The organism is Pseudonocardia nigra, assembly GCF_019396355.1.
Classification (GTDB): Bacteria; Actinomycetota; Actinomycetes; order Mycobacteriales; family Pseudonocardiaceae; genus Pseudonocardia; species Pseudonocardia nigra.
In genome coordinates this window covers 1-26,951 of the sequence record NZ_JAHKRK010000094.1, presented here as the reverse complement: position 1 = coordinate 26,951, position 26,951 = coordinate 1, and the positions used below count along the sequence as shown (strand labels likewise).

Genomic DNA, 26,951 nt, shown 5'->3' with positions numbered 1-26,951 from the left:
CCCCGGGGGCAGCGCCGGCCGCCACCACGTGGTACCTGGCGGCGCTCGGGCTGCTCGCCGCCGCCACCGTCGCTGCCGGCAGGTGGTGGCGACGACACCCGAGCCCCCACCCGTCACGAACCTCCCACCGCCCCACCCAGGAGACCGCATGAAGCACAACAGGCTCCGCACTCTCCGTTCGACCGTCGTGGCCGTCGGTGCCACCGCTGTGCTGCTCGCCGTGTCGGCGTGCGGTGGGGACGGGGGTGGTAACGGCGCCGGCGGAGGCGGCGGCGAGACCACCGACACCCTCAGCATCTCCGCGACAGGTGTCGACTCGCTGCCGTTCATGGCGATGCTGCAGGCCGGCGTGGACAAGGGTTGGTTCGAGGAGGCGGGCCTGAACGTCTCGATGTACTCCGGCGGCGGCGGTGGCAACACGCTCCGCGTCGTCACGAGCGGCGACGCCGACATGGCCATCGCGGGCAACTCGTCGGTGCTCCTCGCCGCGCAGCAGCCTGACTCCAACCTGACGATCGTCGCGCCGTGGTTCCAGGTCAACGACTTCCACTGGATCGCGCCCCCCGGCAGGTCGCTCGACGGCGCCACCCTCGGCTTCTCGTCGGCGGGGTCGTCGACCGAGCTGCTCGTCAAAGGGCTCGAGGAGGAGCTGGGCGTCTCCAGCCAGGCGGTCGGCGGCATGGGCGACAACTGGACGGCGGCGAAGGCCGGCGAGATCACCGCAGGGTGGGCCATGCAGCCGTTCGTCGCCGAGAAGCAGGCGGAGGAGGACGCGGAGATCCTCGTCAGCGCCCGCGGCGTGGTGGGTGACGTCCCCGCCGACCTCGTCGCCGTGAACACCGACTACCTCGAGGCCAATCCCGAGAACGTCCGCACCTTCTTCGAGGTCGCTCAGCGGATCATGGACTGGATCATCGAGGACCCGAAGGCCGCGGCCCAGGACATCGGCCCGCTCATCGGTGTCGACCCGGAAATCGTCGCGCAGGGTTTCGAGGGCACGCCGGAGCTCGAGAAGGCGTACTCGCTCGACGTCGATCCGGAGGCGCTGAACAACCTGTCCGACCTCATGCAGAAGGCCGGCCAGATCTCGGAGCCCGTCGACTGGGGGACGGTGCTCGACCAGCAGTACCTGCCCGAGGGCGTCCGGGCCAAGTTCTGACGCGCCGTTCCGACCATTCACCCCGGGGCCGACCAGGGAGAGAAGCCATGTCCGAGATCCGCATCGACGACCTGAAGGTCGCGTTCGACACGCCATCGGGCACCGTCGTGGCCGTTGACGGAGTCAGCCAGAGAGTCGAGACGAATGGCTTCGTCTCCCTGGTCGGTCCGAGCGGGTGCGGCAAGTCCACGCTGCTGGCCGTCATCGCCGGCCTCACCAAGGCGACGAGCGGCTCGGTCACCGTCGGTGGTAACGAGGTCACCGGGCCGAACCGCAACATCGGCGTGGTGTTCCAGGAGGACTCCACCCTGCCGTGGCGCACGGTCACCGAGAACGTGCGCTTCGCGCTGCAGATCGCGCGCGTCGAGCGGTCGGAGCAGAAGCGACGCACCCAGGAGGCCATCGACCTGGTGGGTCTCAAGGGCTTCGAGGAGTCCTACCCGTCCATGCTCTCCGGCGGGATGAGGCAGCGCGTCGCGCTCGCCCGCACGCTGGCGCTGCACCCCGGCGTCGTCCTGATGGACGAGCCGTTCGCCGCGCTCGACCAGCAGACGCGCCTCTTCCTCGGCGCGGAGGTCCGCGACATCTGGCGGCGTAGCAACCAGACGATCCTGTTCGTCACGCACGACATCTCGGAGGCGATCCTGCTGTCGCAGCAGGTCTGGGTGATGTCGTACCGGCCCGGCCAGATCATCGACGTGATCGACGTCGACCTGCCGGACGAGCGCGACGCCTCGATCGTGTCCAGCCAACGGTTCAACGGGCTCCACAACCGGATCTGGTCGTCGCTGCAGGAGGAGTCGATGCGGGGCTTCCGTCAGCAGGAGGGCGCTGCGTGACCATGACGGACGTCGAGAGGAAGGTCGGCACGGCGGTCACCGAGCCGCCGGAACCGGCGCCGCCGCCACGTCATCGCCGCCGACCTTCGGACGCGCTGGTCAGCGCCGGCGCCACCGCGGTGTTGCTCCTGTTGCTGGGCGCCGTCCTCGAGGTGGGCGCCCAGTCCGGCTGGTGGCGGGCGAGCACGATGCCCGCTCCGTCGGCGATGATCGCGGGCGTCGGCAAGCTGCTGCAGGACCCGCAGTTCTGGGACGACGCCACTCGGACGGGCCTGGAGATCGGTCTGTCCATCGTCTGCGGCTCGGTGTTCGGGCTGTTGGCGGGTCTGCTGTTCTGGAAGCTGCCGACCGTCGGTCGCGTGTTCGAGCCGTACCTCGTCTCGTTCTACGCCGTGCCGATGGTGCTCTTCTACCCGGTGATGATCGTCATCGTCGGCATCAACGCCACCTCCGTCGTCATCCTCGCGACGATCATGGCGACCATCCCCGTCGCGCTGAACACCACGGTGGGACTCAACGGAATCCGCCCCGTGTACCTCAGGCTGGCCCGCTCGCTCGAGTGCAACCAGCGCCAGACGCTCTTCCAGATCGCGCTGCCGGCGGCCGCGCCCTTCATCGTGGCGGGCCTGCGCCTCGGCGTGGTGTACGCGCTCATCGGGGCCGTCGCCATGGAGTTCGTGACCGCGCAGGCCGGGCTCGGGTACCGCATCCGGTACCTGTACGAGATCTTCGACAACAACGCGATGTTCTCCTACATCCTCGTCGTCCTCGTGCTGTCCGTGCTGCTGACCGCCTTGCTCGCGCTGGTCGAGCGCCTCGTCGTGAAGGGACGTACGACGTGACGACTCTTGCCGGACCCAGAACCCGCCGGCGCGGGCTCAGCGACCGCACCAAGCAGACGGTCGGTTCGATCCTCCTCGCCCTCGCCGCACTGGGGTTCTGGCAGATCGCTGCTGGGCTGACGTTCGTCATTCCCAGCCCCGGCAGGACCTTCAGCGTGCTGGCCGAGAACGTCACCGACAGCGGCTACCTCGTCGACTTGCGCGCCACGGCGTGGGCGGTCGTGCTGGCCTTTGCGATCGGGACGGCGATCGGCGGTGCCCTCGGGCTGCTCCTCGGGCTGTTTAAGCCCCTGAGGCTGATCTTCGAGCCACTTGTCATCGCGCTCAACGGCGTCCCGAAGATCGTGCTGTACCCCGTCCTGTTGCCGATCTTCCAGCTCAGTGGCTCGAAGGTCGTGATGGGCGTGCTGTTCTCGCTGTTCCCGGTGCTCATCAACGTGGCCACAGGCGTGCGCGAGATCCCCGCCGTGTACTGGAAGCTGGGCCGCTCCGCCGAGGCCTCGTCGCTGCAGATGCTGACGCACATCGTCCTGCCGGCCATCCGGCGTCCCCTGCTGACAGGCATCCGGCTCGCCGTCAGTCTCGCGGTCGTCGGCGTAGTCCTGTCGGAGTTCTTCGCCACCCGCTATGGCCTCGGCCGCGTGGTGCTGCAGGCCTACGGTCACGGCAACTACGCCGACATGGTCGCCACGATCCTGCTCCTGATCGTCGTGTCGTTCACGATCTCCATGCTGCTCTGGGGCTGGGAGAAGAGGATCCGGTGACCAGTGTGCTGCAGCCGTCGCTCGGGCAGGGGGGGCAAGTGGCGCACCGCCTCGTCGGCGCGTCGGTGCCCCGGCGCGAGGACGAGCGGTTGCTCAGCGGTCGGGGGCGCTTCGTCGCCGACCTGGCGGCGGGGGCGCACGCGGTCGTCTTCGTCCGGTCGACGCAGCCGCACGCGGTGATCGACGGCATCGACGCAACGAGTGCCCTGGCGATGCCCGGCGTCATCGGTGTTTACACCGGTGAGGACCTCCGCCTCGCCCGCAACTACATCGGCGCCCTGCACGAGCCGCACCCCGAGTTCGCCTCCGCGACCCGGTTCACGATGGCCGACCAGCGGCTGCCTGTGCTGCCGGTCGACCGTGTGCACTACGTCGGCCAGCCGCTCGCCGCCGTCGTCGCCGTGAACCGCTACGCCGGCGAGGATGCGGCAGAGGCAGTCGACGTGTCGTACACGCCACTGCCCGTGCAGCTCGACCCCGACGCGGCGCTGGCACCCGACGCGGCGCCGCTGCACCCCCACCTGGCGAGCAACGAGGCCGCGACGATCGCAGTTGACGTCGGTAACGCGGAGGTGGACGCCGGACCCGACGGTGTCGTGGTCGAGGGCACCTACCGCGTGGGTCGCCACGGTGCCGTGCCGCTCGAGGGCCGTGGCGTCGTTGCCCGGGTCGACTCCGAGCGGGTGACGGTCTGGACGTCGACCCAGATCCCGCACATGGTGCGGCGCGGCATCTGCGAGGCAACCGGTTGGACGACGGATCACGTGCGGGTCGTCGTCCCGGACGTCGGCGGTGGCTTCGGGACCAAGGCGAACGTCTACGCCGAGGAGGTGGCGGTCGCCGCGCTGGCGCGCCTCACCGGCCGCGACCTCGCCTGGATCGAGGACCGTCAGGAGCACCTCGTCTCCTCCGCCCAGGGGCGCGACCAGACGCACCGCACCCGGCTGACGCTGGACGCCGACGGGCGGATCCTGTTGTGGGAGGACGACGTCACGATCGACATCGGTGCCGGCGGACTCTGGGTCGCCGGCGTCGTGGCGAACACCGCGATCCACGCACTGGGGCCGTACCGCGCGCCGAACGTCCGTGTAAGAGGACGAGCCGCCTTCACCAACAAGACGATCGTCGCCCAATACCGCGGGGCGGGTCGGCCGGAAGCCTGCTTCGCGCTCGAGCGCAGCCTGGACAACGCGGCGAGGCGACTCGGCATCAGCGGTGAGGAGATCCGTCGCCGCAACCTGCTGACGGCGCAGGACCTGCCGTACCCGAGGCCGCTTCCGTACCGCGACGGCGTGCCGATCAGTTACGACGGCGGGGACTACGCCCGCTGCCTTGACGCCGCTCTCGAGCTCCTGCCGCGCAGCGAGGTCGATACGGTGGCAGCGCAGCACCCGGATATGGCCGTCGGCTTTGGGGTGAGCTGCTACCTCGAGGCGACCGGGCGAGGGCCCTACGAGACCGGCATGGTCAGACTCACCGCGACCGGGCGGTTCGAGGTGTCGTCGGGTGCGGCGTCCGCCGGGCAGGCGCACGAGACGACGTTCGGGCAGGTCGCCGCCGACGCCCTCGGTGTGGACCTCGACAAGGTGTCCGTCCGTCGCACCGACACGGACACTGTGGTGCACGGCGTGGGCACTTTCGCGAGCCGTTCCGCCGTGCTCGCCGGCTCGGCGATCCGCAAGGCCGCAGACGAGCTGCGGCACAAGGCGTCTCGTCGCGCCGCCAAGATGCTGGGCGTCCCGGAGAACGAGATCGAGCTGTCCGGCGACGGCTTCAGCGCCGTGGACGATGACCTTGGCCGGCGGGTCACCTGGGAGGTTCTGGCCGCCGCCTGCGCGCCCGGCGGGGTACAGGAGGAGCTCGGCCCGCTCGGCGCCACAGAGGTCTTCCGGCCCCGCACGGTCACGTGGACCATGGGCGCCCACGTCGCCGTCGTCGGGGTGCACCGGCGTTCTGGCGTGGTTTCGGTGCTGCGATACGCCGTCGCACACGAGGGCGGTGTCGAGATCAACCCGCAGGTCGTCGACGGCCAGGTCGTCGGCGGTGTCGCGCAAGGGATCGGCGGAGCGCTCTTCGAGGAGTTCCGTTATGCGCCGGACGGTCAGCCCCGGTCGACGACGCTCGCCGACTACCTGCTGCCGAGCTCGTGCGAGGTCCCGGATGTCGCCGTCCGGCACCTTCCCGTCGACACCCCGAGCAACCCTCTCGGTGTTCGGGGGGCGGGGGAGAGCGGCACGATCGCCGTCGGTGCGACGGTATGCGCCGCGGTGGACGACGCGCTCGGCGGCGCCGTCCACGTGGCGGCGACGCCGATCGATCACGCCATGGTGCGCTCCGCGCTGCGTCAGCAGGAGGTCGCATGAAGCCCCCGGCCTTCGACTACCACCGCGCGACCAGCGTCAGCGACGTCCTCGACGCGCTCGCCGACGACCCCGCGGACGACACCAAGGTGCTGGCCGGCGGCCAGAGCCTGATGACGCTGATGAACCTGCGGCTCGCCCGGCCTGCACTTCTCGTCGACATCGGCGATCTCGCCGAGCTGGCACGGACCTTCGACGACATCGACGACGTCGTCCTGGGCGCACTCGTACGGCACCGGACCCTCGAGAAGGACCCGCGTGTCGCCGTCCGATTGCCGATGATCGCCGAGGCAGCGCGTCACATCGGGCACGTCGGCATTCGCAACCGCGGCACGCTCGGAGGTGCTCTCGCGCACGCCGACCCCGCCGGAGAGCTGCCGACCGTGATGGTCGCTGCCGGCGCGACGATCCACGTCGAGTCGTCGCGCGGCCGCCGCGAGATCCCGGCGGAGGACTTCTTCGTCTCGGTCTTCACGACGCAGCTCGAGCCCGACGAGCTCATCACGTGGGTGACGGTCCCGGCCGCGCGCCCAGGCCAGGGTTGGGGATTCGTCGAGTACGCGGAGCGGCACGGCGACTACGCGCTCGCCGGCGCCGCCTGCCTCGTCGACCTGGACGACGCAGGTCGGGTGGGCGGCGTCCGCGCCGCCCTTATCGCCGCCGCCGACCGGCCACTGCTCGTCAGCGACCCGTCCGACATCGTCGGCGACGACCCCACGGACGAGGCGTGGGCGCGTCTGGCGCGCACCTGGGCGCAACGTGCTCAGCCATTGGGCGACGACCCTGACTACGTCCGGGAGCTGAGCGCCGACGCGCTCACGGAGGCGCTCGCCGCGGCCCACCGGCGGGCACGGGCGGCGCGAGAGGAGGCCGCATGACCGTCGAGGTCAGCAGGGGACTCGCGACCCTCACGACCACCGTCAACGGCACCGCCGTGCGCGCCGAGGTGCTGGCGCGCCTGACCCTCGCAGACTTCCTGCGCGACCACCTGCGGCTGACCGGCACCCATCTCGGCTGCGAGCACGGCGTGTGCGGCGCGTGCGCAGTGCTCGTCGACGGCAGCAGCGTCCGCTCCTGCCTGATGTTCGCCGTCCAGGTCGAGGGCCGCGAGGTGACGACGGTGGAGGGGCTCGCGGAGTGCGACACGACCCGGCGGCTGGCATCGGAGATGACTCGGCACCACGGCCTGCAGTGCGGCTTCTGCACGTCCGGAATGCTGGTGACGGCGACCGAGCTGCTCGACGACCGTGAGGGCGACGACGAGCCGCTGACGGAGGAGACCGTTCGAAAGACGCTGTCCGGCAACGTGTGTCGCTGTACCGGCTACCAAGGGATCGTGCGTGCTGTGCTGGCTGCGGAGCAGCCGCGATGACGACACGGCGTCACGTGCCGCGAGATCGTCCCGAAGCTGCACCCTGAGCAAGAACCTGCCGAGCACGTGAGAGCAACCCCGATGACCAGCACCGCCGACGTCGCCATCCAGGAGGTGACCCGTGTCCGTCCTCGACGGTCTGTTGGTGCTGCTGGCGGCCGTCGGGGCGGGAACGATCAACGCGGTCGTCGGCTCCGGCTCGCTCATCACGTTCCCGACGCTGCTCGCCGTCGGGTACCCGCCGGTGCTGGCCAACATATCGAACAACATCGGCATGGTGCCCGGTGGTTTGTCGGGCACGTGGGGCTATCGCGCGGAGCTCACGGACCAGCGCCGGAGGCTGCTCACCCTGGCGACGATGTCGTGCCTGGGAGGGGTGACAGGCGCGCTACTCCTGCTGGTGTTGCCGGCGTCGTCGTTCCGTGCCGTCGTCCCGGTGCTGCTGGCGGTGGCGGTGCTGCTCGTCGTCGTCCAGCCGCACATGCAGGGGGCGCTCGCCCGTCGCAGGACGCGGCGCGGGCGGCCGACTGGTCAGGGCAGCACGATGGCCGCCATGCCCGGCGTCGCTCTCGCCGGCGTCTACGGCGGCTACTTCGGTGGTGCGCAGGGCGTCCTGCTCGTCGGGTTGCTGGGCACGTTGCTGCCCGAATCGCTCCAGCGGGTCAACGCGCTGAAAAACGCACTGGCGACCTGCGTGAACGCCGTCGCGGCGGTCGTCTTCGTGGTGGTGGCCCGGGACGAGATCGACTGGCTCGTCGTGGCCGTCATCGCGGTGGGGTCCGCATCCGGCGGCGTGCTGGGCGCGACGATCGGCCGCCGCCTCCCGCAGCGCGTCCTGCGTGCGGTGATAGTCGTCGTCGGCGTCGTCGCGATCGTCTTCCTCGTCAGTCCGGCCTGACTTCCCGAACGAGCCCGAACCACCACAAGGAGTCGCAATGAGCGAGCGCCGCACCAGCGTCGACAGCCCCGACACCCTGTTCGACGTCGACAGCCTCCTCGACGACGACGAGAAGGCGATCCGCCGGACGGTCCGGCAGGTGGTTGACGACAGGGTGAAGCCATACGTCGCCGAGTGGTACGAGAGGGGCCACCTGCCGGCGCGCGAGCTCGCCAAGCAGCTCGGAGAGGTCGGCCTGCTCGGCATGCACCTCGAGGGCTACGGCTGCGCCGGCATGTCCGCGACCGCTTACGGGCTCGCCTGCCTCGAGCTCGAGGCCGGCGACTCCGGCATCCGCTCGCTCGTCAGCGTGCAGGGATCGCTGGCGATGTTCGCGATCCACGCGTACGGCAGCGAGGAGCAGAAGCACGAGTGGCTCCCGCGCATGGCAACGGGCGACGCGATCGGCTGCTTCGGTCTCACCGAGCCCGACCACGGCTGCGACCCGGCCGGCATGCGGACGGTCGCCAAGCGCGGACGGCGACGACTGGGTGCTGAACGGCACGAAGATGTGGATCACGAACGGGTCCGTCGCCGATGTCGCCGTCGTCTGGTCCCGCACGGACGACGGCATCCGCGGATTCGTGGTGCCCACCGGCTCGCGCGGCTTCTCCGCCAACGAGATCACCTCGAAGATGTCACTGCGTGCGTCGGTGACGAGCGAGCTGGTGCTCGACGGCGTCCGCCTGCCGTCATCCGCGGTGCTGCCTGGGGTGACGGGGCTGCGCGGCCCGCTCGGCCCCCGGCAGCCATCGATCGGGGATCGCGCAGCGTAGCGATCTCGGCCCGGACCTCGGAGCCATCTTCGCCGATCGTCCGGAGGTCCGGCACGGGCCGGTTCCTGCTCCCCTTCCGGCCGGTGGGTGCACGTTTCACAACGCGCGGACAATCCACGGCGCCGGCGCCAACATGACCCCCGGCCGGCGCCGCGCCATGACCACTGCGTTCATGCCCGACCCGGCCCGGTTCAACGGCCGAAGGGACGTCCGGGTCCTGGGCGAGAGCTATCTCGCCACCCTGACCACGGGTGATCTTCTGCAGAACGACGAGCTGAACCCGGTCGTCTACTCACGATGAGCGTGCGGGGGCCACGATCGCGATGACCTGCGGCGGAAGGGACGTCATTGTCGTGTTCGTTGGGTTCCGGGGCGGCGCGGGCGGCCAGCCTGGGCAGCGGGTTCGACCAGGAATCGATGCAGGGTTTCCGCAACCTCGTGCGGGTCCTCGCGGTTCCGGAACAGAGTGGCGCTGCGGCAGCCCGCCTGGGCGGGCGCGGGCCGGCGCGAGGCTGTCGAATCCCTTCTTCCACCGGTCGAACCCCCAGCCTCGAGAATTCATGCTGATCTTGGTTTGAGCGTGTCGAAAATAGGAAAAGTGCCCCTGACCTGGGAGAATGCGTTTGCTGAAGACGCCGTCCACCCACATCGAGGAGCACTTTTCAGGTGCAGCTTACCGACTGGTCCAAGGATCTGGCCGTGGAAGTCGCCGGCCACGGGGTCGTGTCGCACACCGGGTCGGCCGCCCTGCGGCTACTCGCCGACGGCACCGGCCTGACGCCGGCGTTGTCGAGGGCGTTGCGCCGGCGCGGGTTCGCCCCGGTGCACGACCGGGGCCGAGTGCTCACCGACACCGCGGTGCTCATCCGGACGGGGGCACCGTGTTCTCCGATCTGGTCACGCTGCGCGATCAGGGCGAGCTGTATGGCCCGGTGGCGTCGGACCCCACGCTGTGGCGGGCCCTGGACGAGATCGGTGAGGCCGCCCGCGAGCGGATCGCCACCGCACGGGCCCGCACCCGGCGCCACGTGTGGGAACTGATCGAGGCCCGACACGGGCAGATCCCGGCCTCCCGGGTGGCCGACCGCGACCTGGGCAAGACGATCGTGATCCGGCTCGACGCCACGATCCAGCTCGCGCACAGCGCCAAGGAACAGGTCGCGGGCACCTTCAAGGGTTCCTACGGTCATCACCCGCTCACCGCATGGTGCGACAACACCGGGGAGTCGCCGACGGCACGGAGATGACCAGGGCGTGGCGCTGGACCCGGTAGAAGAGTCGGTCCGCCTGAAGATCGACTTGAACGCCGAGGTCCCGCGTGTCCGATCCTGTCACCTACACCGCCGTGCTCCCGATCGGGGAGTTCACCGTCGCGTTCGTGTCCGGCCTGCTCGGCGCCGAACGACGCCGGCGGGGGACGCGACCCGCGTCTGCCAGCTCGCAGTCGACAGCGGCTCCACGGCCTACCGCTATCTGCACGAGGCGATCGACGTGCTCGCCGCCGAGGCACCGGGCCTGCAGGGCGTGCAGCTGGCCGCCCGCACCGCCGGTCACCCCACGTGCACCTCGATGGCACCTTGATCCGCACCGACCGCCGCCCCACACCCGGCAGGGTTGCGACTCGGGCGTGACCAGGTGGGCCGGCTGATGCGCATGGCTGGCATCCAGGGGGTGCGCCGTGGGGCGCACTACGTGACGACCCCGATCCGGGACGAGCGGGCGGCCCGACCGCGACGATCTGACTCAGGCCGCGCTCGCAGAGGTGCTGTTGGTGGGAGGGGTCCCGGCAGAGCGTGCCGCCGATCTCGCCACCGTCGGGCTTGCCGCGGCCGAGGGTGCGCTGCTGCTCGCCCCGCACAGACCGGGACGTGGCGCCGCTATACGCGGTCCGGGACCACCTGGTGTCCGTCGTCGCGAGGGAGATGATCTGATGCGCGTGCACCACCCCAACTGCGGCATCATGCGTCCGCCCGGTGGGCGCCTCGTGGACGGCAGGCCGGGATCCGCAGGCGTGCGAGGTCGGTCTGTCACTGCCTGCTGCTGGAGACCGAGGCCGGGCTCGTGCTCGTTGAGACGGGGATGGGCACACCGGAGGGACGGGATCCCGCCGCATGGGTCGGGCAGTCGGTTCGTGGCACTGACCGATCCCCTGCTCGCGGAGGACGAGTCCGCCCTGAGCCATGTGCGGCGCCTCGGGCTCGACGCGCGCGACATCCAGCACGTCGTGCTGACCCATCTCGACCTCGACCATACGGGCGGACTCGTCGACTTCCCCGAGGCGACGGTCCGGCGGCTAGGGCATCGAGCTGCGCGCCCTGCAGGCGCCCCGCGACCGGGCCGAACAAGGGCGCTAATGCGCAGCGCACTTCGCCCACGGCCCGCGCTGGCAGCCTTACGAGCTCGGAGGCGTTCGGCTTCGCCGCGGTTCGCGAGCTGGCCGGCCTGCCCGCTGATATCCTCCTCGTGCCCCTCGCCGGACACACCCGAGGTCACACCGGAATGGCGGCCGACACCGGGCACGGCTGGTCGCTGAACGCCGGCGACTCGTACCCGTTCCGCGGAACGGTCGGGCCGCAGCTCCGCCGCACCCCGCCCGGCATCGCTGTTCGAGACGCTGATGCAGACCGAGCGGTGGCCCCGGTTGGAGAACCAGCCCGACTGCGCACGCTGCCGGCACCGGCCTGCCCACCCCGTCTGCTCGAACCGGCCGATCTCCCCGAGCCGTGGAATGCGCCACCCGAAGCGGCATCCGGGCCACCGGCGTCCTGGCGCGCCTGGATGAGCCCACCCACCCGAACCGGGGTGAACGCGCCTCTCAGCAAGCCCGAGTAGCGAGCGCGCGATCGACGGAGCCGGCGGAGTAGATCTCCTCTACGACCAGGGCGACGCCACCGGCGACGCCCGCCCGGTCTCCAAGATCGCTCGTGGTGACGCGCAGGTCGCGTGTGGCGAGTGGTTGGGTGCGCTGGAAGAGTCGCTCCTTCAGCGCCGGCATGAAGTGCTCCTGGGCGCGGGTCACGTCGCCGCCCACGACGAGGACGCCCGGGTTGATGAGGCTGACTGCGGTGGCGAGCACCTCGCCGATCTGCAGCCCTGAGCTCCGGACGAGCGACACCGCGAGCGGGTCCCCTCTGTGGGCGAGGTCCATCGCCTCGCGGCTGGTGCTGGCTGGCGCGCCCGCCTCGGCCAGGTGACGGGAGATCGCGCCGCCGCTCGCGCTGGCGGCCAGGCAGCCGCGGGCGCCGCACGCGCAGACCGGGCCGTCGTCGGTGCTGGTAACCCGTACATGGCCGATGTCGCCCGACCCGCCGTTCACTCCGCGCACAAGGTGCCCGTCCACGACCATGCCCGCTCCGATCCCGGTCGCCACCTTGATGAACAGCAGCGACGGGCACTCCGGCGCCGCCACCGAGAACTCGCCGAGGGCCATCAAGTTGGCGTCGTTCTCCACGAACGCGGGCACGCCGAAGGCGTCCTCGAGCCGTTCCCTGACGGGATGGTCGTGCCAGCCTGGCATGATCGGCAGTCGTACCGGGCGGCCGGTGCGTACGTCCACTGGCCCCGGTATGCCCACACCGATGCCGACGACCGGTGGTAGTTCGGGGCCGGCGTCGCGCAGCATCCGCCGCCATGCCGCCTGCAACCACTCCAGGCATTCGTGCAAACCGTCGCTGATGCGCAGGCTGCGTGCCGTCTCGCCGAGGCACACGCCCGCCAGGTCGGAAAGCATCGCTCGTGCGTGGGTCGCGCCGACGTCGGCGGACAGCACGAGGCCGTGCCGCTCGTTGAAGGCCAGGACGGTCGACGGCCGGCCGCGCGCCCCGGTCTCCCTCAGCGATGACTCGCGCAGGTACCCGGCCGACACCAGCTGGTCCACGCGGGTGGCCACCGTCGACCGGGAGAGCCCCGTGAGCTCGAGCAGGTCGCGCCGGGTTCGCGCCCGGCCGGTCCGGATGAGGTCCAGTAGCCGTCCGCCGCTGGTAACCGACCACGCGTCGGCGCTGCGCGTGGAGGCGCTGGCCGGTTCCTCCACGCCGCTTCCCCTCAGCATGGGAACGGCTCGGCCGGGGGCAGCGTGGTGCATCGCCGCCGGATGCGGTTCCAGCTCGGCTGTCCCTCCCCGAGGACGGTGATCGCGTCGACGTCGCCGACCGGGTGGAACGTCACGGGCGCGCGCCTCCTAGGGTGTCGTCGTGTCTCGATACGAAGGAGCACGATGAGCAGGCTGACAGCCTACGGCCACTCGTGGGTGCAGGGTGCTGGCGCTTCGGCGCCGCACCGGCGGCTCGTGGACCTGACAGCCTGCTCGCTCGGCCTGCTGCCGGATAGCCGCGGGGTCGGCGGAACCCTGAGCACGCAGACCGCCGAGCTGGTGCGCCGCGTCGCCCCGCCGCCCTCGGCGGCATATCTCGTCATGACGGGACTCAACGACATCCGCCTGCGCGGAGACTCGCGGCGCGCGCTGCACGAGTACGGCAGCGCGCTCGACGCCGTGCTGGGCGCGGTCGCCTTGGCGTCCCCGGCAGCCGTCGTCGCGGTTGTCGAGCAACCGCACCTGCTCGACTACTCCGGGCACGCGCCGCATGACCGCGGCACCGACGGGCTCGTCGATCGCGGAAACGATGCCCTGCGCGAGGTGGTCGCCCGCCACGCCGGCGCCGTGGCGGTGCACGCGGAGGGCTGGGACCGGCACACGATGCTGGACGAGGACACGGTGCACCCCAACGACGCGGGCCACGCCGCGGTCGCGCAGGCGGTTGCGGCCGCGCTGAAAGCGCTCCTGCGGGAACCTGCCGGATCGCGACCTGTTTGACCGCGATCCCTTCGATCGCGGTCTCACTGCTCGCTCATCGCCAGGACGAGGCCGGTCCAGGACTGCGGAACGGCACCCAGCGCCTGCCCGGTCTCGGCGTCCCAGTACTCGGCCCATCCGGTCGCAACGGCCGTCTCGCGGGTCCGACTGGCGAGCAGCGCGGCGTCGTCGTGGCGGCCCCAGCGGAGCTGGGCGAGGTGCAGTAGGTACGCCAGGTGCGGCCATGCCGCACCGCGCCAGTAGGCTCCGGGGCCGTAAGCGGGGTGCGTACGTGCCACATTGGCCGGCCCTGCCGGTGAACCGAACCGGTCCAGCGCCCCGACCTGATCGAGGGCGGCGTGCGCCCGGGCTGGGTCGTCGGTCACCAGGGCCCCCATGACCCCGTCGCTCAGCGGGATCCGGGCCGAGGGCCCGCCGCCGACGATCGGCCGGTCGACCCACAGCTGCTCCTCGGCATCCCACAGGTGTGCATCCCCTGCCGCAGCGAGGCGCCGCGCCCGATCGGCCATGCCGTCGTCGTCGAGCACGTGCGCCAGCTCGGCGTAGTTGAACGCGACGTAGGCGTTGAAGGCTGCGGGCTGCACCACGAACGTCGAGGACCACGTCGCGGCTCCGTCACGGTCGAAGGACAGGTCGTGCACCCTTGCCGCGTTCCAGGCGCTGCGGGCGGCACGGTCGTAGTCGGCGGGCGTGCGTCCCGGCGCCCCCCAGTCGTCCCACCGGGGGGAGTGGTCGTTACCCGCCTCCCAGGGGTGGACGACGTGCAGCAGGCCCTCTGGTGAGCGGCGGTTCTCCCAGAGCCAGTCCAGGCCGCGGCGTGCCCGCTCCAGCATCTCGTCATCGGGCCGCATGCCGCGCTCGCTGAGCACCCGCACGGCGTGGCCGAACATCGGGGGCTGAGCCAGGGACGACGTGTGCGGTAGCGGCCCCAGCCACGTGCCCGGGGCGCCGGCGCCGTAGCGCATGTGTGGGACCAAGCCGCCGGTAAGCTGCCCGGCCAGCACGGCCTCGAGTTCGACCGTGGCGCGCTCGTCCCCGAGGTGCGCCCAGATCACGGCGTGGAAGCAGGAGTCCCAGAGCCACAGGTGCGGGTAGGTTGCGGGGTTGGGTACGCAGAAGCCGCGCGCGCCGTCCCAGTGCGCTTCGAGTAGCGCACGCACCGGGCGCTCCAGCGGGTCAGTCCGACCAGGCATGTGTGAGCACGAGGTCGAGGGTGGCGGCCGCACTCCAGGACTGGTCGACGCTCCCGAGAGGCTCGCCGGTCATCGGCTCGTAGTACTCGGCGAGCGAGCCCTCCGAGAGTTCTGCGAGGGCTGCCCGCCGCAGTGCCTCGGCTACGTCCGTGACACCGCGGCGCGCGAGCATCCAGGCGACGAACCAGTTCATCACCGGCCAGCTGGGCCCCCGCCAATACGCCCGCGGCCGAAAGTCCGGCGACGACGGGCTTGTCGTGGGCAGCACCGGGTGGCGCAGCGCGGGGTGGCCGGTCCACTGCGGTGACCGCAGCAACGCGAGCATCTCTCGCTCCTGTTCGGCGTCGAGGCCGCCGCATACCAGCGGTGCGAACCCGGCGCACGTCTCTGCGGGCAGGGGCGCGCCGGTGAGCAGGTCGGTGTCGACCGCGAGCCCGGAGCCGGGATCGAGGGCGCCCGCGACGCCGCGGCGAAAGCGCTCCGCGGCCTCGCGCAGTTCGGCCCCCTCCGGGCGTCCGAGACGCGTCGCCAAGTCGGCGAGTGCCTCGTTCGCCACAGCGAACACCGCGGAGGCGAAGACGTCCGTCGCGAGGAACTCCGCCGTACGTCGCACCTCGGCGTCGTCGTAGCGGGCCAGCTTGAGGCGCTCAACGATCCACAGGTACCGGTCGTACTCCGCGGAGGTGGGTCGTTGACTCGGGTCCACCACCACCTCGATGTCCCACCGGGCGTAGAGCGGTAGCTCGGCCCCGACCGTGACGCGGGAGTACACCGCGTCCCAGCGCGGCGAGTTGTCCATGCCACTCTCCCAGCCATGGTAGACGGTGAGCAGGCCGTCGCCGTCGGGGTCGCGCCGCCGGGCGAGGTATCGATGCCAGGCCAGCAGCCGGTCGAAGGTGGACGGCAGCCACTCCTTCACGTGCGCCGCCGCGGCGCCACCTTGGTAGGCGGCGACATCGGCGATGCGCTCCACCGCGAGAGCGTGGACGGGGGGCTGACAGACGCCGCTCGTGCGCGGCTGCGTCGGAGCGTCGTCGGTCAGGTTGGCGCACGCCCATCGGTCGGGACCGGGAAAGTAGCCGTTCGCGTGCGGGTCGAAGACGATGTGCGGGAGCATCCCGGTCCGCCACTGACCGGCGAACAGGGAGTCGAGCTCGGCACAGGAGCGGGGCACGTCGAGGTGGGCCAGCCCAACCGCGACGAAGGCGGCGTCCCAGCTCCACTGGTGGGGGTACAGGTCGGGGGCGGCGCGGGTCATCGACCCGGTGCTGTTGCCGCGCAGAACGTAAGCGGCGCGGGCGACCAGCTCGCAACGGTTCAACATTTTGCTCACTGCTGGCCCCGCAAAAACGCGGTGGCGCGGGGAAGCACCACGTCGGCGTTGCCGCTGAGGCGACATTCGAACGACAGGTATCCGCCGTAGCCGACGCCGCTGAGCGAGCCGAGAAAACTCGCCCAGTCGAGGTGCCCGGCGCCGGGCTCGAGGCGGTTGCTGTCGCTGACCTGGACATGGCCGATCCGGGGCGCAACGGCCCGCAGCGCGGCGCCGACGTCTGCCTCCTCGATGTTCATGTGATAGCTGTCCGCGGCCACCTGCACAGAGGCCAGACCGACCGCGTCGGCCAGTTCCGCGGCGGCCGCGACCGTGTTGACCATGTGGTCCTCGTAGCGGTTGAGGGGTTCGAGCAGAATCGCGACGCCCTCCGCCGCGGCGTGCGCCCCCAGGGCGGCCAGCCCGTCGAGCAGCACCTCGCGGTCCTGATCGGGCGGGCGTGGCGGTTCGAAGGGGGGCAAACGGCGGGAGAACATGCCGTAGGAGGCGGGGGTGACGGCGCCGGTGCCGCCGAGCTCGGCGACGACGGAGAGCTGAGTCCTCATGTTGGCCACCGCGTCGCTCCGGCGTGCGGGGTCGAAGTCGCCGATGAAGTGGTCCATCTCGACGCACACGACGGGCATGGGCACGCCATCGCGCAGCGCGGCACGCAGCTCGGGCAGCCGCGAGCGCAGCCGGTGATCCCCCTTGCCGCGCAGCTCGATGGCGTCGAAGCCGTAGTGCTGCGCCGCGTCCCACTTCTCTTGCAGGGTCGCGCCGGGCAGCAGCTGCTCCTGGCATGCCAGCTTCATGCCGGGACCTCCTGACGCTCGTCGTCGGTCCGGAAGTCGAGCACCACCTGCAGGGCATCCTGCGGGCGCTCGTCAAGCAGGTGGAAGGCCGCCGCCACGTCCGTGGCCGGCACGACGTCGGTGACGAGGGGGGCGACGTCCACGCGACCCGCCTGCACGAGGTCGACGAACACCTTGTGCAGTCGCTCGACCGTCCAGCGACTCTGCAAGGCGGCGGGAACGCCGCCGATCTGCGACGCGACGATGTGCACCCGGTTGAGGTGAAATTCCTCGCCGAGTCGAAGCCCGATTCCCTCGCCCTGGTAGAAGCCGGCGGCGACGACGCGGCCTCCGATCCCGACCGTGCGGAGGGCCTCGTGCAGCGCGGGGTACGACCCGCTGATCTCGATAGCGACGTCCGCCCCCGTCGCCCCGGTGTGTTTGCGCACCGCCTCGGCAGGGTCGCCTGCCTGCGCGTCCACGGTGTGCGCTGCCCACTTCTGGGCCAGGGCGAGCCGGCCGGCCAGGATGTCGACGGCGGTCACGTCGGCGCCGTTGAGGGTTGCCAGCTGGGTTGTCAGCAATCCCAGCACACCCTGTCCGAAGACCGCGACTCGCTCACCGACGTGCAGATCGGCCGAGAGCACAGCCCCCAGCGCGATCGCGCCCACCCGGGCGAAGGTCCCGTGCAGGGGTTCGACGTCCGCAGGCAGGACGGACCGCGCCAGTCGGTCGGCGGGAAGGATGGCCTCGCTGCGGTGACCCCAAACGCCGTAGACGATGTCGCCAGGTGCCAGGGCGGGCGGGTCACCGCCACCGGCGGGCGGAGCGGCTACCTCCTTCACCACGCCGACCTCGCTGTACCCCCACCCTCGTAGGGGATAGCTGAACGTGGTTCCGCCGGGAGAGAACAACCGCCGGTCCGGGTCCCACGACCGGCTGAGGTATGGGTTCGAACCGCGGTAGGCGGTCATCTCGGTGCCTGCGGAAATGCCCGAATACAGCGTGCGGACGCGGGTGTGGCCGGACACGAGCGGCTCTCGGGCGACTTCTTCCAGACGGACCTCACGCGGTCCGGTCACGCTCACGACGACGGGAGGGCTCAGGGATAGGGAGGCCACATTACGATGCAACATGAGACGAATTACTCCTGTCAATAGGCAAAAGAGGCCTTGCGGTCAAGCGTAAAAGGTAGTTCACTGCCGGTGCCGTCCAGCGCCGGGCCATCTCCGCCGCGGCTGTGCGGCGCCAACCATCCCGTGACGCGAGGAGAGCGCCGATGAGGAGCACGAGACGCCGGGCGGCGGCAGCCGCGACCGGTCTGGCCCTACTCGCCGTGACCGCCTGCGGAGGAGGAGGTTCCGGCGGCGGCGGGGGTGGCTCGACAGAGCTGATCGTCGTGTGGACGACGGACACGTTGCCCGACCGGGTCGCGGCGACCGAAGCAATCATCGCTGACTTCACTGCGCAGACCGGGATCGAGGTCGACCTCGTCGGAGTGGCCGAGGATCAGTTCAACCAGGTGCTCACATCGGCGGCCGCAGCGGGCGAGCTGCCCGATGTCTTGGGGTCGCTGTCCCTTTCCGCCATCCGCACGCTGGGCGCCAACGACCTCGTGGACACCGAGGCGAACGCCGCGATCGTGGAGAGGCTCGGCGAGGACACCTTCGCCGAGCGAGCGCTGGAGCTGACCCGGGACGGCGACGAGCAGCTGGGCGTACCCGACACCTCCTGGGTGCAGCTGATCTACTACCGCAAGGACCTCTTGGACGCCGCGGGCCTCGCCGCCCCGGACACGTATGAGGCAATGCTGGCCGCGGCGAAGGCCCTGGACTCCGAGCAGATGGCCGGGTTCGTGGGCGCGACGGCTCCTGGTGACTCCTTCACAGAGCAGACCTTCGAGCACGTGGCGCTCGCCAACGGATGCGAGCTGGTGGACGACCAGGGCAGGATCATGATCGGCAGCGGCAACTGCGTCGGGGCCTTCGGCTTCTACGGCGATCTCGTGTCCAACTACTCGATGCCCGGCGCTCAGGACGTCGACACGGTGCGGGCCTCCTACTTCGCCGGTCAGGCGGCGATGATGATCTGGTCGACCTTCGTGCTCGATGAGATGGCGGGCCTGCGCGACGACGCACTTCCCAGCTGCCCACAGTGTCAGGCCGATCCGGCCTTCCTCGCGAAGAACACAGGCGTCGTGGCGGCTCTGCAAGGGCCGGACGGCCAGGAGCCCGCGCAGTTCGCGCAGGTGGTGTCCTGGACCGTTGCCGCGGACTCCGCGACCGAGCCCGCGTCCGCCTTCGTCGAGTACATGATGAGCGACGGGTACGTGGACTGGATGGCCATCGCCCCCGAAGGCAAGTTCCCCGTCCGGGCCGGCACACAGGAGTCGCCGACCACGTACGTGGACACCTGGAAGACTCTCCCGGTCGGCGTCGACCGGAAAGCCCCGTTGAGCGAGTTCTACGGTCCCGAGATTCTCGACCAGCTCACGAGCGGACTCGACTCGATCAGCCGTTGGGGCATCACCCAGGGCCAGGGCGAGCTGATCGGTGCGACGCAGGGTGAGCTGCCGGTGGCGGAGGCAGTCAGTGCGGTGACCACCGGGGGAGCCAGCGCGGAGGACGCTGCGGCACGCGCCCAGCAGGCCGTGCAGGCGATCGCGGACAGCCTCCGATGACCTCCGGCGTCGGGGACGATGGCTGGCGGGTTCGGGAGTCGCTGCGCCGGTCGGAGGCGCGAGCGGGTCTGGCGCTGATCTCGCCCACGTTGGTCATCGTCCTCGTCGTCGTGGTCGTGCCGATTCTGTGGACGGTGCTGCTGGCGTTCCAGCGGGTCCGGTTGCTCAACCTGCGCTCCGCCGACCTCTTCGACCCCCTCACACTCGACAACATCCAGGCCGTGCTGGGGTCAGCGGGCTTTGTGGAGTCGCTGGTGACGACGCTCGCCTACGCGGTGCTCGGGACCGGGTCGGCGATCGTCGTCGGCCTGATGGCGGCGCTGGCGTTGCGGGGCGCGTTCCGGGGGCGCACCGGTACCCGAGCTGCCATGTTGCTGCCCTACGTGGCCCCCGTGGTGGCCGTGACCTTCGTCTGGCGGACGATGCTCAACCCGCAGTTCGGCGTCGTCAACGAGTGGGGCGTCCGGCTGCTCGGGTGGGACTCGCCGGTGGCCTTCCTCAGTCAACGCAGTGCCCAGGTCTCGGTGTCCGGCATCGAGATCGACATTCCCGTCGCGCTGCTCACCGTCATCGCCTTCGAGGCTTGGCGGTCGTTTCCGTTCGCATTCCTGTTTCTCACGGCCAGGTTGCAGGCCGCGCCGGCGATGCTGGAGGAGGCGGCACGGGTCGACGGGGCCACGCCAAGCCAACGCTTCCGCTACGTGATCCTGCCCCAGCTGATGCCGACCATCGCGGTGCTGGCCGTGCTGAGGTTCATCTGGACCTTCAACAGCTTCGACGACATCTACCTGCTCACCGGTGGAGGCGCGGGCACGGAGGTCATCAGCGTGCGGGTGTTCGACTTCCTGACCGCCCGCGGCGACATCGGCATGGCCTCGGCCCAGGCGCTGGTGCTCGCGGTGATCCTCGCCGTGCTCGTCGGCTTGTACCTGCGACGCTTCGCCACCCGGGAGGAGGTATCCGGATGAGTGCACCGACACGCCTCGAGAGCCGGGACGATGGCCGCGTCAGCCCGCCGCCCCGCCGCTGGACGCGCGACACCATCGAGACCCAGGTGTTCCGCATCCTGCGATGGGTCGTCATCGCCGCGTTGCTCGTCGTGACGCTGTTCCCTTTCTATTACATGCTGCTGCTGTCGGTGCGGTCGCTCGACGAGGTGCTGCTGGACCCCGGCGCTCTGTGGGTACCTCCGAACGAGCTGGACCTCGGCACTTATGCGGAGGTGCTCAGTTCGCAGGAGTCGGGCGGACAGGGGTTCCTGCAGTTCATGCGCAACAGCGCTCTCGTGGCGTTGGGGACGGTACTGCTCACGCTGCTCGTATCGTTGCCCGGCGCCTACGCCGTCAGTCGGCTGCGCTTCTTCGGTCATCGCCAGGTCAGCGCGCTCTTCCTGGCCGTGTACCTTTTTCCGAGCATCCTGTTGGCGGTGCCGCTGTTCGTGTTCTTCAGCCGGGTGGGACTGCGCGGTCAGCTGGCCGGGCTGCTGCTGGTCTACGTCTCGCAGATCGTCGCAGTGTCCATCTACATGCTGCGCAACTACTTCGACACGATCCCGGTGAGCCTCGAGGAGGCGGCAGCAATCGACGGCTGCAGTCGGCTGGGCGTCATGTGGCGCATCAGCTTGCCTCTCGCCATGCCAGCGATCATGGCGAACGCACTGTTCATATTCATGATCGCCTGGAACGAGTTCCTCTTCGCGCTGCTGTTCCTCCTGGAGGAGCGCGACAGCTGGACGGTCTCGCTGGGCCTCTCCCAGTTGAGCGGCAGCATCGAGGTACCGACGACGGTGCTGATGGCGGGCTCGGTCATCATCACGGTGCCGATCATCGTCGTGTTCTTTGCGACCGAGAAACTGCTTGTCGAGGGCCTCACGGCCGGGGCGGAGAAGGGATGACCACGCGGGACGCTGCGGCCCCGGTCTACGACCCGAACCCGGCGCACGACGCCACCGGCGGAGAGGTCGTGCCGGGCTGGGACGAACCCGTCACCGACCTCGACGCCCCGTGCATCCTCGCCCTCGACGGACCGGCGGCCGTGGACTGGGACGCCGTGGTGAACGCCCTTGCGGCGGCGCTCCGACGGCGGGGGACGGATGTCGTCCGCGTCGACATGAGCGGCTACTGGCACCCGTGGCCGGAGGTGGTCGCCTCGACGTCATCCCTGGGGCTGGCCGATGACCCACATTTCGAGCGGCCGGCAGGCGGCCGGATCGCTGATCTGGTCGAGGTGCCGACACTCCATCGAGCCGAGTCGCACGAGGTTGTCGTGGTGTCCGGACCGGGTGCCGCCCTCCTCGAGCATGACGTGCTCTGGTACGTCGACCTGCCCAAACGCTTCGCCGAGGCGGACGTCGCCGCCGGGTGGGCCCGCAACCTGGGGCAGCGCGACGGCGACGGGCCTGCCACCACCAAGCGGTTGTTCTATGTCGACTGGCCGCTGCTGGACCGGCACCGTGACGACATCCTGGCGGCCGTCGACCGCTGGTTCGACCTCCAGGACGTGCGCCGACCCACCTCCCTGAGCGGCACGGCCCTGCGGCACACCCTGGCCGCGCTGGGGCGGCGCCCGGTGCGCATGCGACCGACGTTCAACACCGCCCCGTGGGGCGGTCAGTGGGCCCACCGTGAGCTGGGCATGGAGTCGGGCGGGGTCAACACCGCGCTCGGCTACGAGCTCATCGCCCCCGAGAGCGGTGTGCTGGTGGGTGGCCACCGGACGCAGGTGGAGCTCCCGCTCCAGCTGGTTGTCCGGTGGCCACCGGACGCAGGTGGAGCTCCCGCTCCAGCTGGTTGTCGCCGCCCATCCGGCGACGGTGCTGGGCGCCCGGGTGCACGCCGTCTTCGGCACCTCGTTCCCGATCCGGTTCGACTACCTCGACACTGTCGATGGCGGCAACCTGTCGGTGCACTGCCACCCGCAGTCGACATACATGCGTGACGTGTTCGGCTGGCCCTACACCCAGCACGAAACGTACTACGTCGTCGTCCGTGGGTCGGAACGCCGCGTATTCCTCGGCCTTCACGAGGGCGTCGACGTCGAGGAGTTCCGCCGCGACACCGGGCGCTCGCAGGACGTCGGCGACGAGGTGGACATTGAGCGCTGGGCGCAGACCTTTCCGGCGGAGGAGCACCAGCTCTTCTGCATCCCGGCCGGCACTCCACACGGCAGTGGTGCGGGCACGGTCGTTCTCGAGGTGAGCGCCACGCCGTACCTGTACTCGGACGCAGGGCTCCGGGTGGCGCGAGGAGGTGCTCGGCGCGCTGCCGGAGATGTTCTACGAGGTGCGCAGGCTCGTTCTGGGCGACCACCCGTCGGCGCCGGACGACACCACGGACGGCTTCCACGTGCTCAATGTCGTCGACGGCGTAGGGGCCGAGGTCGCATGGGAGGGCGGACGGCGGGTGCTGGCCCTCGCGGAGACGATCGTCGTCCCCGCCGCGGTCGGCGGCTACCGGCTCCGCCGCGTGGGGTCAGAGCGTGTCCGCGTGGTGAAGGCGCTCGTACGATGACCGTCGTCCCGGTGCTCGAAGTGGGGGGCACCCACGTGACTGCGGCGCGGGTCGACACCGCCCGGTGGGCGGTGCCACGGGGCTCGACCATCCGCAGCAACCTTGACTCCGGCGGGGAAATCCAGGACATCGTCGCGGCGCTCGCCGGGGCCGGGCGCCGCGCCCACCCGCGCCCAGTGCGGCGTTGGGGAGTGGCGGTTCCTGCTCCATTCGATTACGAGGCCGGCGTGGCGTGGTTCTCCGACGTCGGCAAGTTCGATTCTCTCCACGGGTTGGACCTCCGCGTGGCCCTGCGCCATGTGCTGTCCAGCGCCGAGGTGCACTTCGTCAACGACGCGGAAGCAATTACGACCGGGCAGTGGCTGTCCGGTGCCGCCCGCGGTGCGCGTCGCGCGCTCGGGGTGACACGGGGCACCGGCGTGGGCTCCGCCTGGCTCGTAAACGGCGTCGCGGTGCAGGAGGGCCCGGGGGTCGCGCCCGGCGGACGCCTCGACCTGCTCGAGGTTGACGGCTCCCCGCTCGAACACCTCGTGTCCCGGCGGGCCATGCTCGCCCCATACGCCCAGCTCGCCGGGGACGATGCGCCTGTCGCCGACGCCGTCGACCTGGCGGAATGGGCGCGCGGCGGCAACAGTGCAGTAGCCGCGAGAGCACTGCATGAGGCGATGAGAGCGCTCGGTGCGGTGCTCGCGCCCCGGGGAGCCGCATTCGAGGCCGATGTCATTGTCGTCGGCGGCTCGGTCGCCCTCTCGTCGGATCTGGTCGTCCCGCCGTTGGCCGCCGCCGTGGACGACGTCGCTGCCCTGACCGGCTGCACCGTGCGGCTCGTGCCCGCGCAGACGGGTGTCGACGGTGCTCTCATCGGTGCTGCACGCGAGGCGGTGAGCCACTGATGATGGCCCTCCCTGCGGACCCGCCACTGCGGATCCTGGTATGGAACGAGGGGCAGCACGAGCGGCTCGAGGAGGATGTACGTGCCCGGTACCCAACCGGCATCCATGGTGCGATCGCAGACGGGCTGCGCCAGCACCTCGGCGGCATCGCCGAGGTGCGCACCGCCACTCTCGACGAGCCGCAACACGGTCTCACGGAGGAGGCACTGGACAGCACCGACGTCCTGTGCTGGTGGGGACATATCGCGCACAACAAGGTGGACGACACCGTCGTCGAGCGTGTCCGCCGCCACGTGCTGGCCGGAATGGGGCTCGTCGTCCTGCACTCCGGCCACCTGTCCAAGATCTTCGTAGCACTCATGGGCACCAGCTGCACCTTGCAGTGGCGCGCTGGACCTGACCGTGAGCTGGTCTGGACCATCGACCCGGCTCACCCGATCGCGGTCGGCGTGCCGCATCCGCTCGTGCTCGATCAGCAGGAGATGTACGGGGAGCACTTCGACATCCCCGCTCCTGACGAGCTTGTCTTCATCAGCTCGTTCAGCTGCGGAGAGGTGTTCCGCAGCGGGTGCACCTTCCGACGCGGCCGCGGCCGAATTTTCTACTTCAGTCCCGGCGACCAGAAGTACCCCGTATACCACGAGGCCAACATCCGCCGCGTGCTAGCAAACGGCGTCCGTTGGGCCGCGGCGACAACTTAGTGTCTCGTGTCCGAAGTCTTCTGACGCTGTGCTTTGGCCAGGATGGCCTCGGCGTCCTTGGTCCAGGTGAACGGTTCGCAGCGTTCGTTCCAGCTGTCGATGAAGCGGCGGATGGCCTCGACGAGGTCGCGGACGGAGTCGAAACTGCCCCGGCGGATGGCCTGGCGGGTGGTAACTGATCAGGTCGTTTGTGAGGCTTGATCGCCGGGATGAGATGATCATGGGGGTGCAGGCCGGGGAGGGGCGTCCGTCGTATGACGAGCTTGCTGCCCTGGTCAGCGAGCAGGCGCGGGTGATCAGCGAGCTTGGTGGACGGATGGCCGCGCTGGAAGTTGAGAACGCCGAGCTGAAGCGCCGGTTGGGCATGACGTCGGCCAACTCCTCCAAGCCGCCGTCGTCGGACTCGCCGTTCACCAAGCCCGCGCCGAAGTCGTTGCGCCGCAGGAGTGGACGCAAGCCGGGTGGACAACCCGGGCATCCGGGCTCGGCTCTGGCGCAGGTCGCGGACCCGAACACGCGCCTGCGCCACGAGCCCGGCCCGTGTGTGGGCTGCGGCGCGGACCTGGTGGACGCCCCAGAGGTGGGTGTGGAGCGGCGGCAGGTGCTCGACCTGCCGCCGATGACGGTGCAGGTGACCGAGCACCAGCTGATCGCGCGCCGCTGCTGCTGTGGTGTGACCACCTGCGGCACGGCCCCGGCGGGTGTGACGGCGCCGGTGCAGTACGGGCCGCGGATCACCGCGATCATCCTCTACCTGTATGTCAGACAGTTCCTGTCGAAGAAGCGCACCGCCCAGGCGCTGGCCGAGTTGTTCGGCACCCCGGTCTCGGAGGGCACCGTGGCGACGATGACCACGCGCGCCGCTGAGGGGTTGGACGGGTTCCTCACCCAGGTCAGCGACCGTATCGCCGACGCCGAGGTGGCCGGTTTCGACGAGACCGGTCTGCGGGTGGCCGGCAAGCTGGCGTGGGTCCACTGCGCCCGCACTGAGAAGTACACCTTGATCACCTGCCACCCCAACCGCGGCCGCAAGGGCATCAACGCCGCCGGTGTCCTCGGCCGGTTCCGCGGGGTCGCGGTGCACGACGCGTGGGCGCCGTATGACACCTACGCCGACGTCGAACATCAACCCTGTTGCGCGCACGCCCTGCGCGAGCTGGCCGGCGTCACCGATACCGCGCCACCGGATGCCGACTGGTGTTGGGCCACCCAGGCCTCCGACGCGCTCGTGGCGATGCAACGGCTGGTGGCCCAGGCCATCTCCAGCGACGCCGGTGACGCCGACACCGTCGATCCCGACGCCCTGGCCAGGCAGATCCAGCTCTACCGCTCGGCAGCCCAGATCGGCCTCACCCAGACCGCCGCACGCTGCGACGCGGTGATGAAGCGCCACAACGCGCTCGCCCGCAGGCTCCTCGATCGGCAGGACGACTATCTCCGCTTCACCAACGACCGGCGAATACCCGCCGACAACAACGGCTCCGAACGCGACATCCGGGGGCTTATTCACAAGTCTGAATGGTGACTGCTCTTCGTGACATGAGGGGTACGTCGAGCACTTGATCACGAGTCGGTCTCAATTCGTGCTTGACCGCGTGTCGCGCGAGATGCGCAACAGCTCTTGCCGTCTTGTTCGGTGTTCTCACGCATCGAAGGAAGATCGGCGAAGAGCTGTTGCGGTACGAGGCTATGACAGGGTAACCATTCACGTCTCGGTGTCGGGAGCTCATGGCGTGTCGTTGCGTGATCTCGGCGCCGCGGTGTGCTGATCATGTGGGGTGTCCCGGTCGGAGCAGCCGTCGCGCGAGGAGCTCGTCGCGTTGGTCGAGCAGCAGGCCCGGCTGATCGCTGAGCAGGCCGCGCGGATCGAGGCGCTACAGGCCGAGGTTGCAGAGCTCAAGCGCCGGTTGGGGCGCACCTCGCGGAACTCCTCGCAGCCGCCCTCGACGGATGGGCCGGCCGCACCGGCGCCGCGGTCGACCCGGCGCAGCAGCGGCCGCAAGCCCGGTA

27 protein-coding genes and 3 pseudogenes are annotated in these 26,951 nt (G+C 70.2%); 24 read left to right on the top strand and 6 right to left on the bottom strand.

What is annotated here, in order from left to right:
* The first annotated feature begins 148 nt into the window (after positions 1–148).
* The 14 genes and pseudogenes from KME75_RS22100 (at position 149) to KME75_RS46870 (ending at position 11,582) form a co-directional block, all read left to right on the top strand.
* A complete protein-coding gene (locus tag KME75_RS22100; protein ID WP_219416777.1) occupies positions 149–1,159 on the top strand; it encodes an ABC transporter substrate-binding protein in 1,011 nt (336 codons plus the stop codon).
* Positions 1,160–1,206: 47 nt separating this feature from the next.
* On the top strand, positions 1,207–1,998 hold the full coding sequence (locus KME75_RS22095; protein ID WP_219416776.1) for an ABC transporter ATP-binding protein: 792 nt from the start codon (positions 1,207–1,209) through the stop codon (positions 1,996–1,998).
* Between the two features lie 2 nt (positions 1,999–2,000).
* Positions 2,001–2,840 carry an ABC transporter permease gene (locus KME75_RS22090; RefSeq protein WP_219416781.1) on the top strand — a complete coding sequence of 280 codons (840 nt, stop codon included), beginning with the start codon at positions 2,001–2,003 and terminating at the stop codon, positions 2,838–2,840.
* Positions 2,837–3,604, top strand: a complete 768-nt coding sequence (locus KME75_RS22085) for an ABC transporter permease (RefSeq protein ID WP_308282980.1) — start codon at positions 2,837–2,839, stop codon at positions 3,602–3,604. Before KME75_RS22090 ends, KME75_RS22085 begins: the two co-directional genes overlap by 4 nt.
* Positions 3,601–5,967, top strand: coding sequence for a xanthine dehydrogenase family protein molybdopterin-binding subunit (locus KME75_RS22080; RefSeq protein WP_308282979.1), 2,367 nt, complete (start codon positions 3,601–3,603; stop codon positions 5,965–5,967). Before KME75_RS22085 ends, KME75_RS22080 begins: the two co-directional genes overlap by 4 nt.
* Complete coding sequence (locus KME75_RS22075; protein WP_219416775.1) at positions 5,964–6,842, top strand: FAD binding domain-containing protein; 879 nt, start codon at positions 5,964–5,966, stop codon at positions 6,840–6,842. Before KME75_RS22080 ends, KME75_RS22075 begins: the two co-directional genes overlap by 4 nt.
* Entirely contained in the window at positions 6,839–7,336 is a 498-nt protein-coding gene (locus KME75_RS22070) for a (2Fe-2S)-binding protein (protein WP_219416774.1), read from the top strand. The genes KME75_RS22075 and KME75_RS22070 overlap by 4 nt, the downstream gene beginning before the upstream one ends.
* Positions 7,337–7,457: 121 nt before the next feature.
* Positions 7,458–8,234, top strand: a complete 777-nt coding sequence (locus tag KME75_RS22065) for a sulfite exporter TauE/SafE family protein (protein WP_219416773.1) — start codon at positions 7,458–7,460, stop codon at positions 8,232–8,234.
* 37 nt (positions 8,235–8,271) lie between these two features.
* Positions 8,272–9,010: pseudogene (locus KME75_RS22060) on the top strand (acyl-CoA dehydrogenase family protein); the annotation flags it as partial.
* Positions 9,011–9,035: 25 nt separating this feature from the next.
* Positions 9,036–9,146 (top strand): annotated as a pseudogene (locus tag KME75_RS46875) (hypothetical protein); the annotation flags it as partial.
* Positions 9,147–9,206: 60 nt separating this feature from the next.
* Entirely contained in the window at positions 9,207–9,350 is a 144-nt protein-coding gene (locus KME75_RS43465) for a hypothetical protein (RefSeq protein ID WP_246632578.1), read from the top strand.
* A 580-nt stretch (positions 9,351–9,930) separates the two neighbouring features.
* Positions 9,931–10,296, top strand: a complete 366-nt coding sequence (locus KME75_RS22050; protein WP_219416772.1) for a transposase — start codon at positions 9,931–9,933, stop codon at positions 10,294–10,296.
* Between the two features lie 98 nt (positions 10,297–10,394).
* Positions 10,395–10,668, top strand: a pseudogene (locus tag KME75_RS22045) (IS5/IS1182 family transposase); the annotation flags it as partial.
* Between the two features lie 311 nt (positions 10,669–10,979).
* Complete coding sequence (locus KME75_RS46870) at positions 10,980–11,582, top strand: MBL fold metallo-hydrolase (protein ID WP_372452641.1); 603 nt, start codon at positions 10,980–10,982, stop codon at positions 11,580–11,582.
* A gap of 282 nt (positions 11,583–11,864) precedes the next feature.
* Here the strand turns inward: KME75_RS46870 and KME75_RS22035 are convergent, their stop codons facing one another.
* Positions 11,865–13,082: an ROK family transcriptional regulator gene (locus KME75_RS22035; protein WP_219416770.1), complete on the bottom strand. Its 1,218-nt coding sequence runs from the start codon at positions 13,080–13,082 to the stop codon at positions 11,865–11,867.
* Between the two features lie 11 nt (positions 13,083–13,093).
* A complete protein-coding gene (locus tag KME75_RS45080; protein WP_281424617.1) occupies positions 13,094–13,216 on the bottom strand; it encodes a hypothetical protein in 123 nt (40 codons plus the stop codon).
* Between the two features lie 49 nt (positions 13,217–13,265).
* Here KME75_RS45080 and KME75_RS22030 point away from each other — a divergent pair, with 49 nt between their 5' ends.
* On the top strand, positions 13,266–13,862 hold the full coding sequence (locus KME75_RS22030; protein ID WP_219416769.1) for an SGNH/GDSL hydrolase family protein: 597 nt from the start codon (positions 13,266–13,268) through the stop codon (positions 13,860–13,862).
* A gap of 23 nt (positions 13,863–13,885) precedes the next feature.
* On the opposite strand, the gene KME75_RS22025 is transcribed toward KME75_RS22030, so the two are convergent.
* Genes KME75_RS22025 through KME75_RS22010 form a run of 4 tightly spaced genes read right to left on the bottom strand, consistent with a single transcriptional unit; the run spans position 13,886 to position 17,829 of the window.
* On the bottom strand, positions 13,886–15,022 hold the full coding sequence (locus KME75_RS22025) for an MGH1-like glycoside hydrolase domain-containing protein (RefSeq protein ID WP_219416768.1): 1,137 nt from the start codon (positions 15,020–15,022) through the stop codon (positions 13,886–13,888).
* Between the two features lie 16 nt (positions 15,023–15,038).
* A complete protein-coding gene (gene ggh, locus KME75_RS22020; RefSeq protein ID WP_219416767.1) occupies positions 15,039–16,379 on the bottom strand; it encodes a glucosylglycerate hydrolase in 1,341 nt (446 codons plus the stop codon).
* 5 nt (positions 16,380–16,384) lie between these two features.
* Positions 16,385–17,179: a sugar phosphate isomerase/epimerase family protein gene (locus tag KME75_RS22015; RefSeq protein WP_219416766.1), complete on the bottom strand. Its 795-nt coding sequence runs from the start codon at positions 17,177–17,179 to the stop codon at positions 16,385–16,387.
* Positions 17,176–17,829: a zinc-dependent alcohol dehydrogenase gene (locus tag KME75_RS22010; protein ID WP_219416765.1), complete on the bottom strand. Its 654-nt coding sequence runs from the start codon at positions 17,827–17,829 to the stop codon at positions 17,176–17,178. The genes KME75_RS22015 and KME75_RS22010 overlap by 4 nt, the downstream gene beginning before the upstream one ends.
* Positions 17,830–18,437: 608 nt before the next feature.
* Here KME75_RS22010 and KME75_RS22005 point away from each other — a divergent pair.
* The 9 genes from KME75_RS22005 to KME75_RS21965 form a co-directional block, all read left to right on the top strand.
* Positions 18,438–19,838 carry an ABC transporter substrate-binding protein gene (locus tag KME75_RS22005; RefSeq protein WP_219416764.1) on the top strand — a complete coding sequence of 467 codons (1,401 nt, stop codon included), beginning with the start codon at positions 18,438–18,440 and terminating at the stop codon, positions 19,836–19,838.
* Positions 19,835–20,806, top strand: coding sequence for a carbohydrate ABC transporter permease (locus KME75_RS22000; RefSeq protein WP_219416763.1), 972 nt, complete (start codon positions 19,835–19,837; stop codon positions 20,804–20,806). Before KME75_RS22005 ends, KME75_RS22000 begins: the two co-directional genes overlap by 4 nt.
* Positions 20,803–21,732 (top strand): carbohydrate ABC transporter permease, encoded by a 930-nt coding sequence (locus KME75_RS21995; RefSeq protein WP_219416762.1) that lies wholly within the window; start codon positions 20,803–20,805, stop codon positions 21,730–21,732. Before KME75_RS22000 ends, KME75_RS21995 begins: the two co-directional genes overlap by 4 nt.
* Complete coding sequence (locus tag KME75_RS21990) at positions 21,729–22,775, top strand: DUF8485 domain-containing protein (protein WP_219416761.1); 1,047 nt, start codon at positions 21,729–21,731, stop codon at positions 22,773–22,775. The genes KME75_RS21995 and KME75_RS21990 overlap by 4 nt, the downstream gene beginning before the upstream one ends.
* Before the next feature lie 311 nt (positions 22,776–23,086).
* Positions 23,087–23,347, top strand: coding sequence for a hypothetical protein (locus tag KME75_RS21985; protein WP_219416760.1), 261 nt, complete (start codon positions 23,087–23,089; stop codon positions 23,345–23,347).
* The gene (locus KME75_RS21980) at positions 23,344–24,240 is read left to right on the top strand and encodes an ROK family protein (protein WP_219416759.1); all 897 of its coding nucleotides are present in this window, start codon (positions 23,344–23,346) and stop codon (positions 24,238–24,240) included. The genes KME75_RS21985 and KME75_RS21980 overlap by 4 nt, the downstream gene beginning before the upstream one ends.
* The gene (locus KME75_RS21975; RefSeq protein ID WP_219416758.1) at positions 24,240–24,941 is read left to right on the top strand and encodes a ThuA domain-containing protein; all 702 of its coding nucleotides are present in this window, start codon (positions 24,240–24,242) and stop codon (positions 24,939–24,941) included. The genes KME75_RS21980 and KME75_RS21975 overlap by 1 nt, the downstream gene beginning before the upstream one ends.
* Positions 24,942–25,161: 220 nt before the next feature.
* Positions 25,162–26,466, top strand: a complete 1,305-nt coding sequence (tnpC, locus tag KME75_RS21970) for an IS66 family transposase (protein WP_246632576.1) — start codon at positions 25,162–25,164, stop codon at positions 26,464–26,466.
* A 295-nt stretch (positions 26,467–26,761) separates the two neighbouring features.
* Positions 26,762–26,951 (top strand): DUF6444 domain-containing protein (locus tag KME75_RS21965; RefSeq protein ID WP_246632575.1); only part of this gene is annotated, 190 nt, incomplete at its 3' end.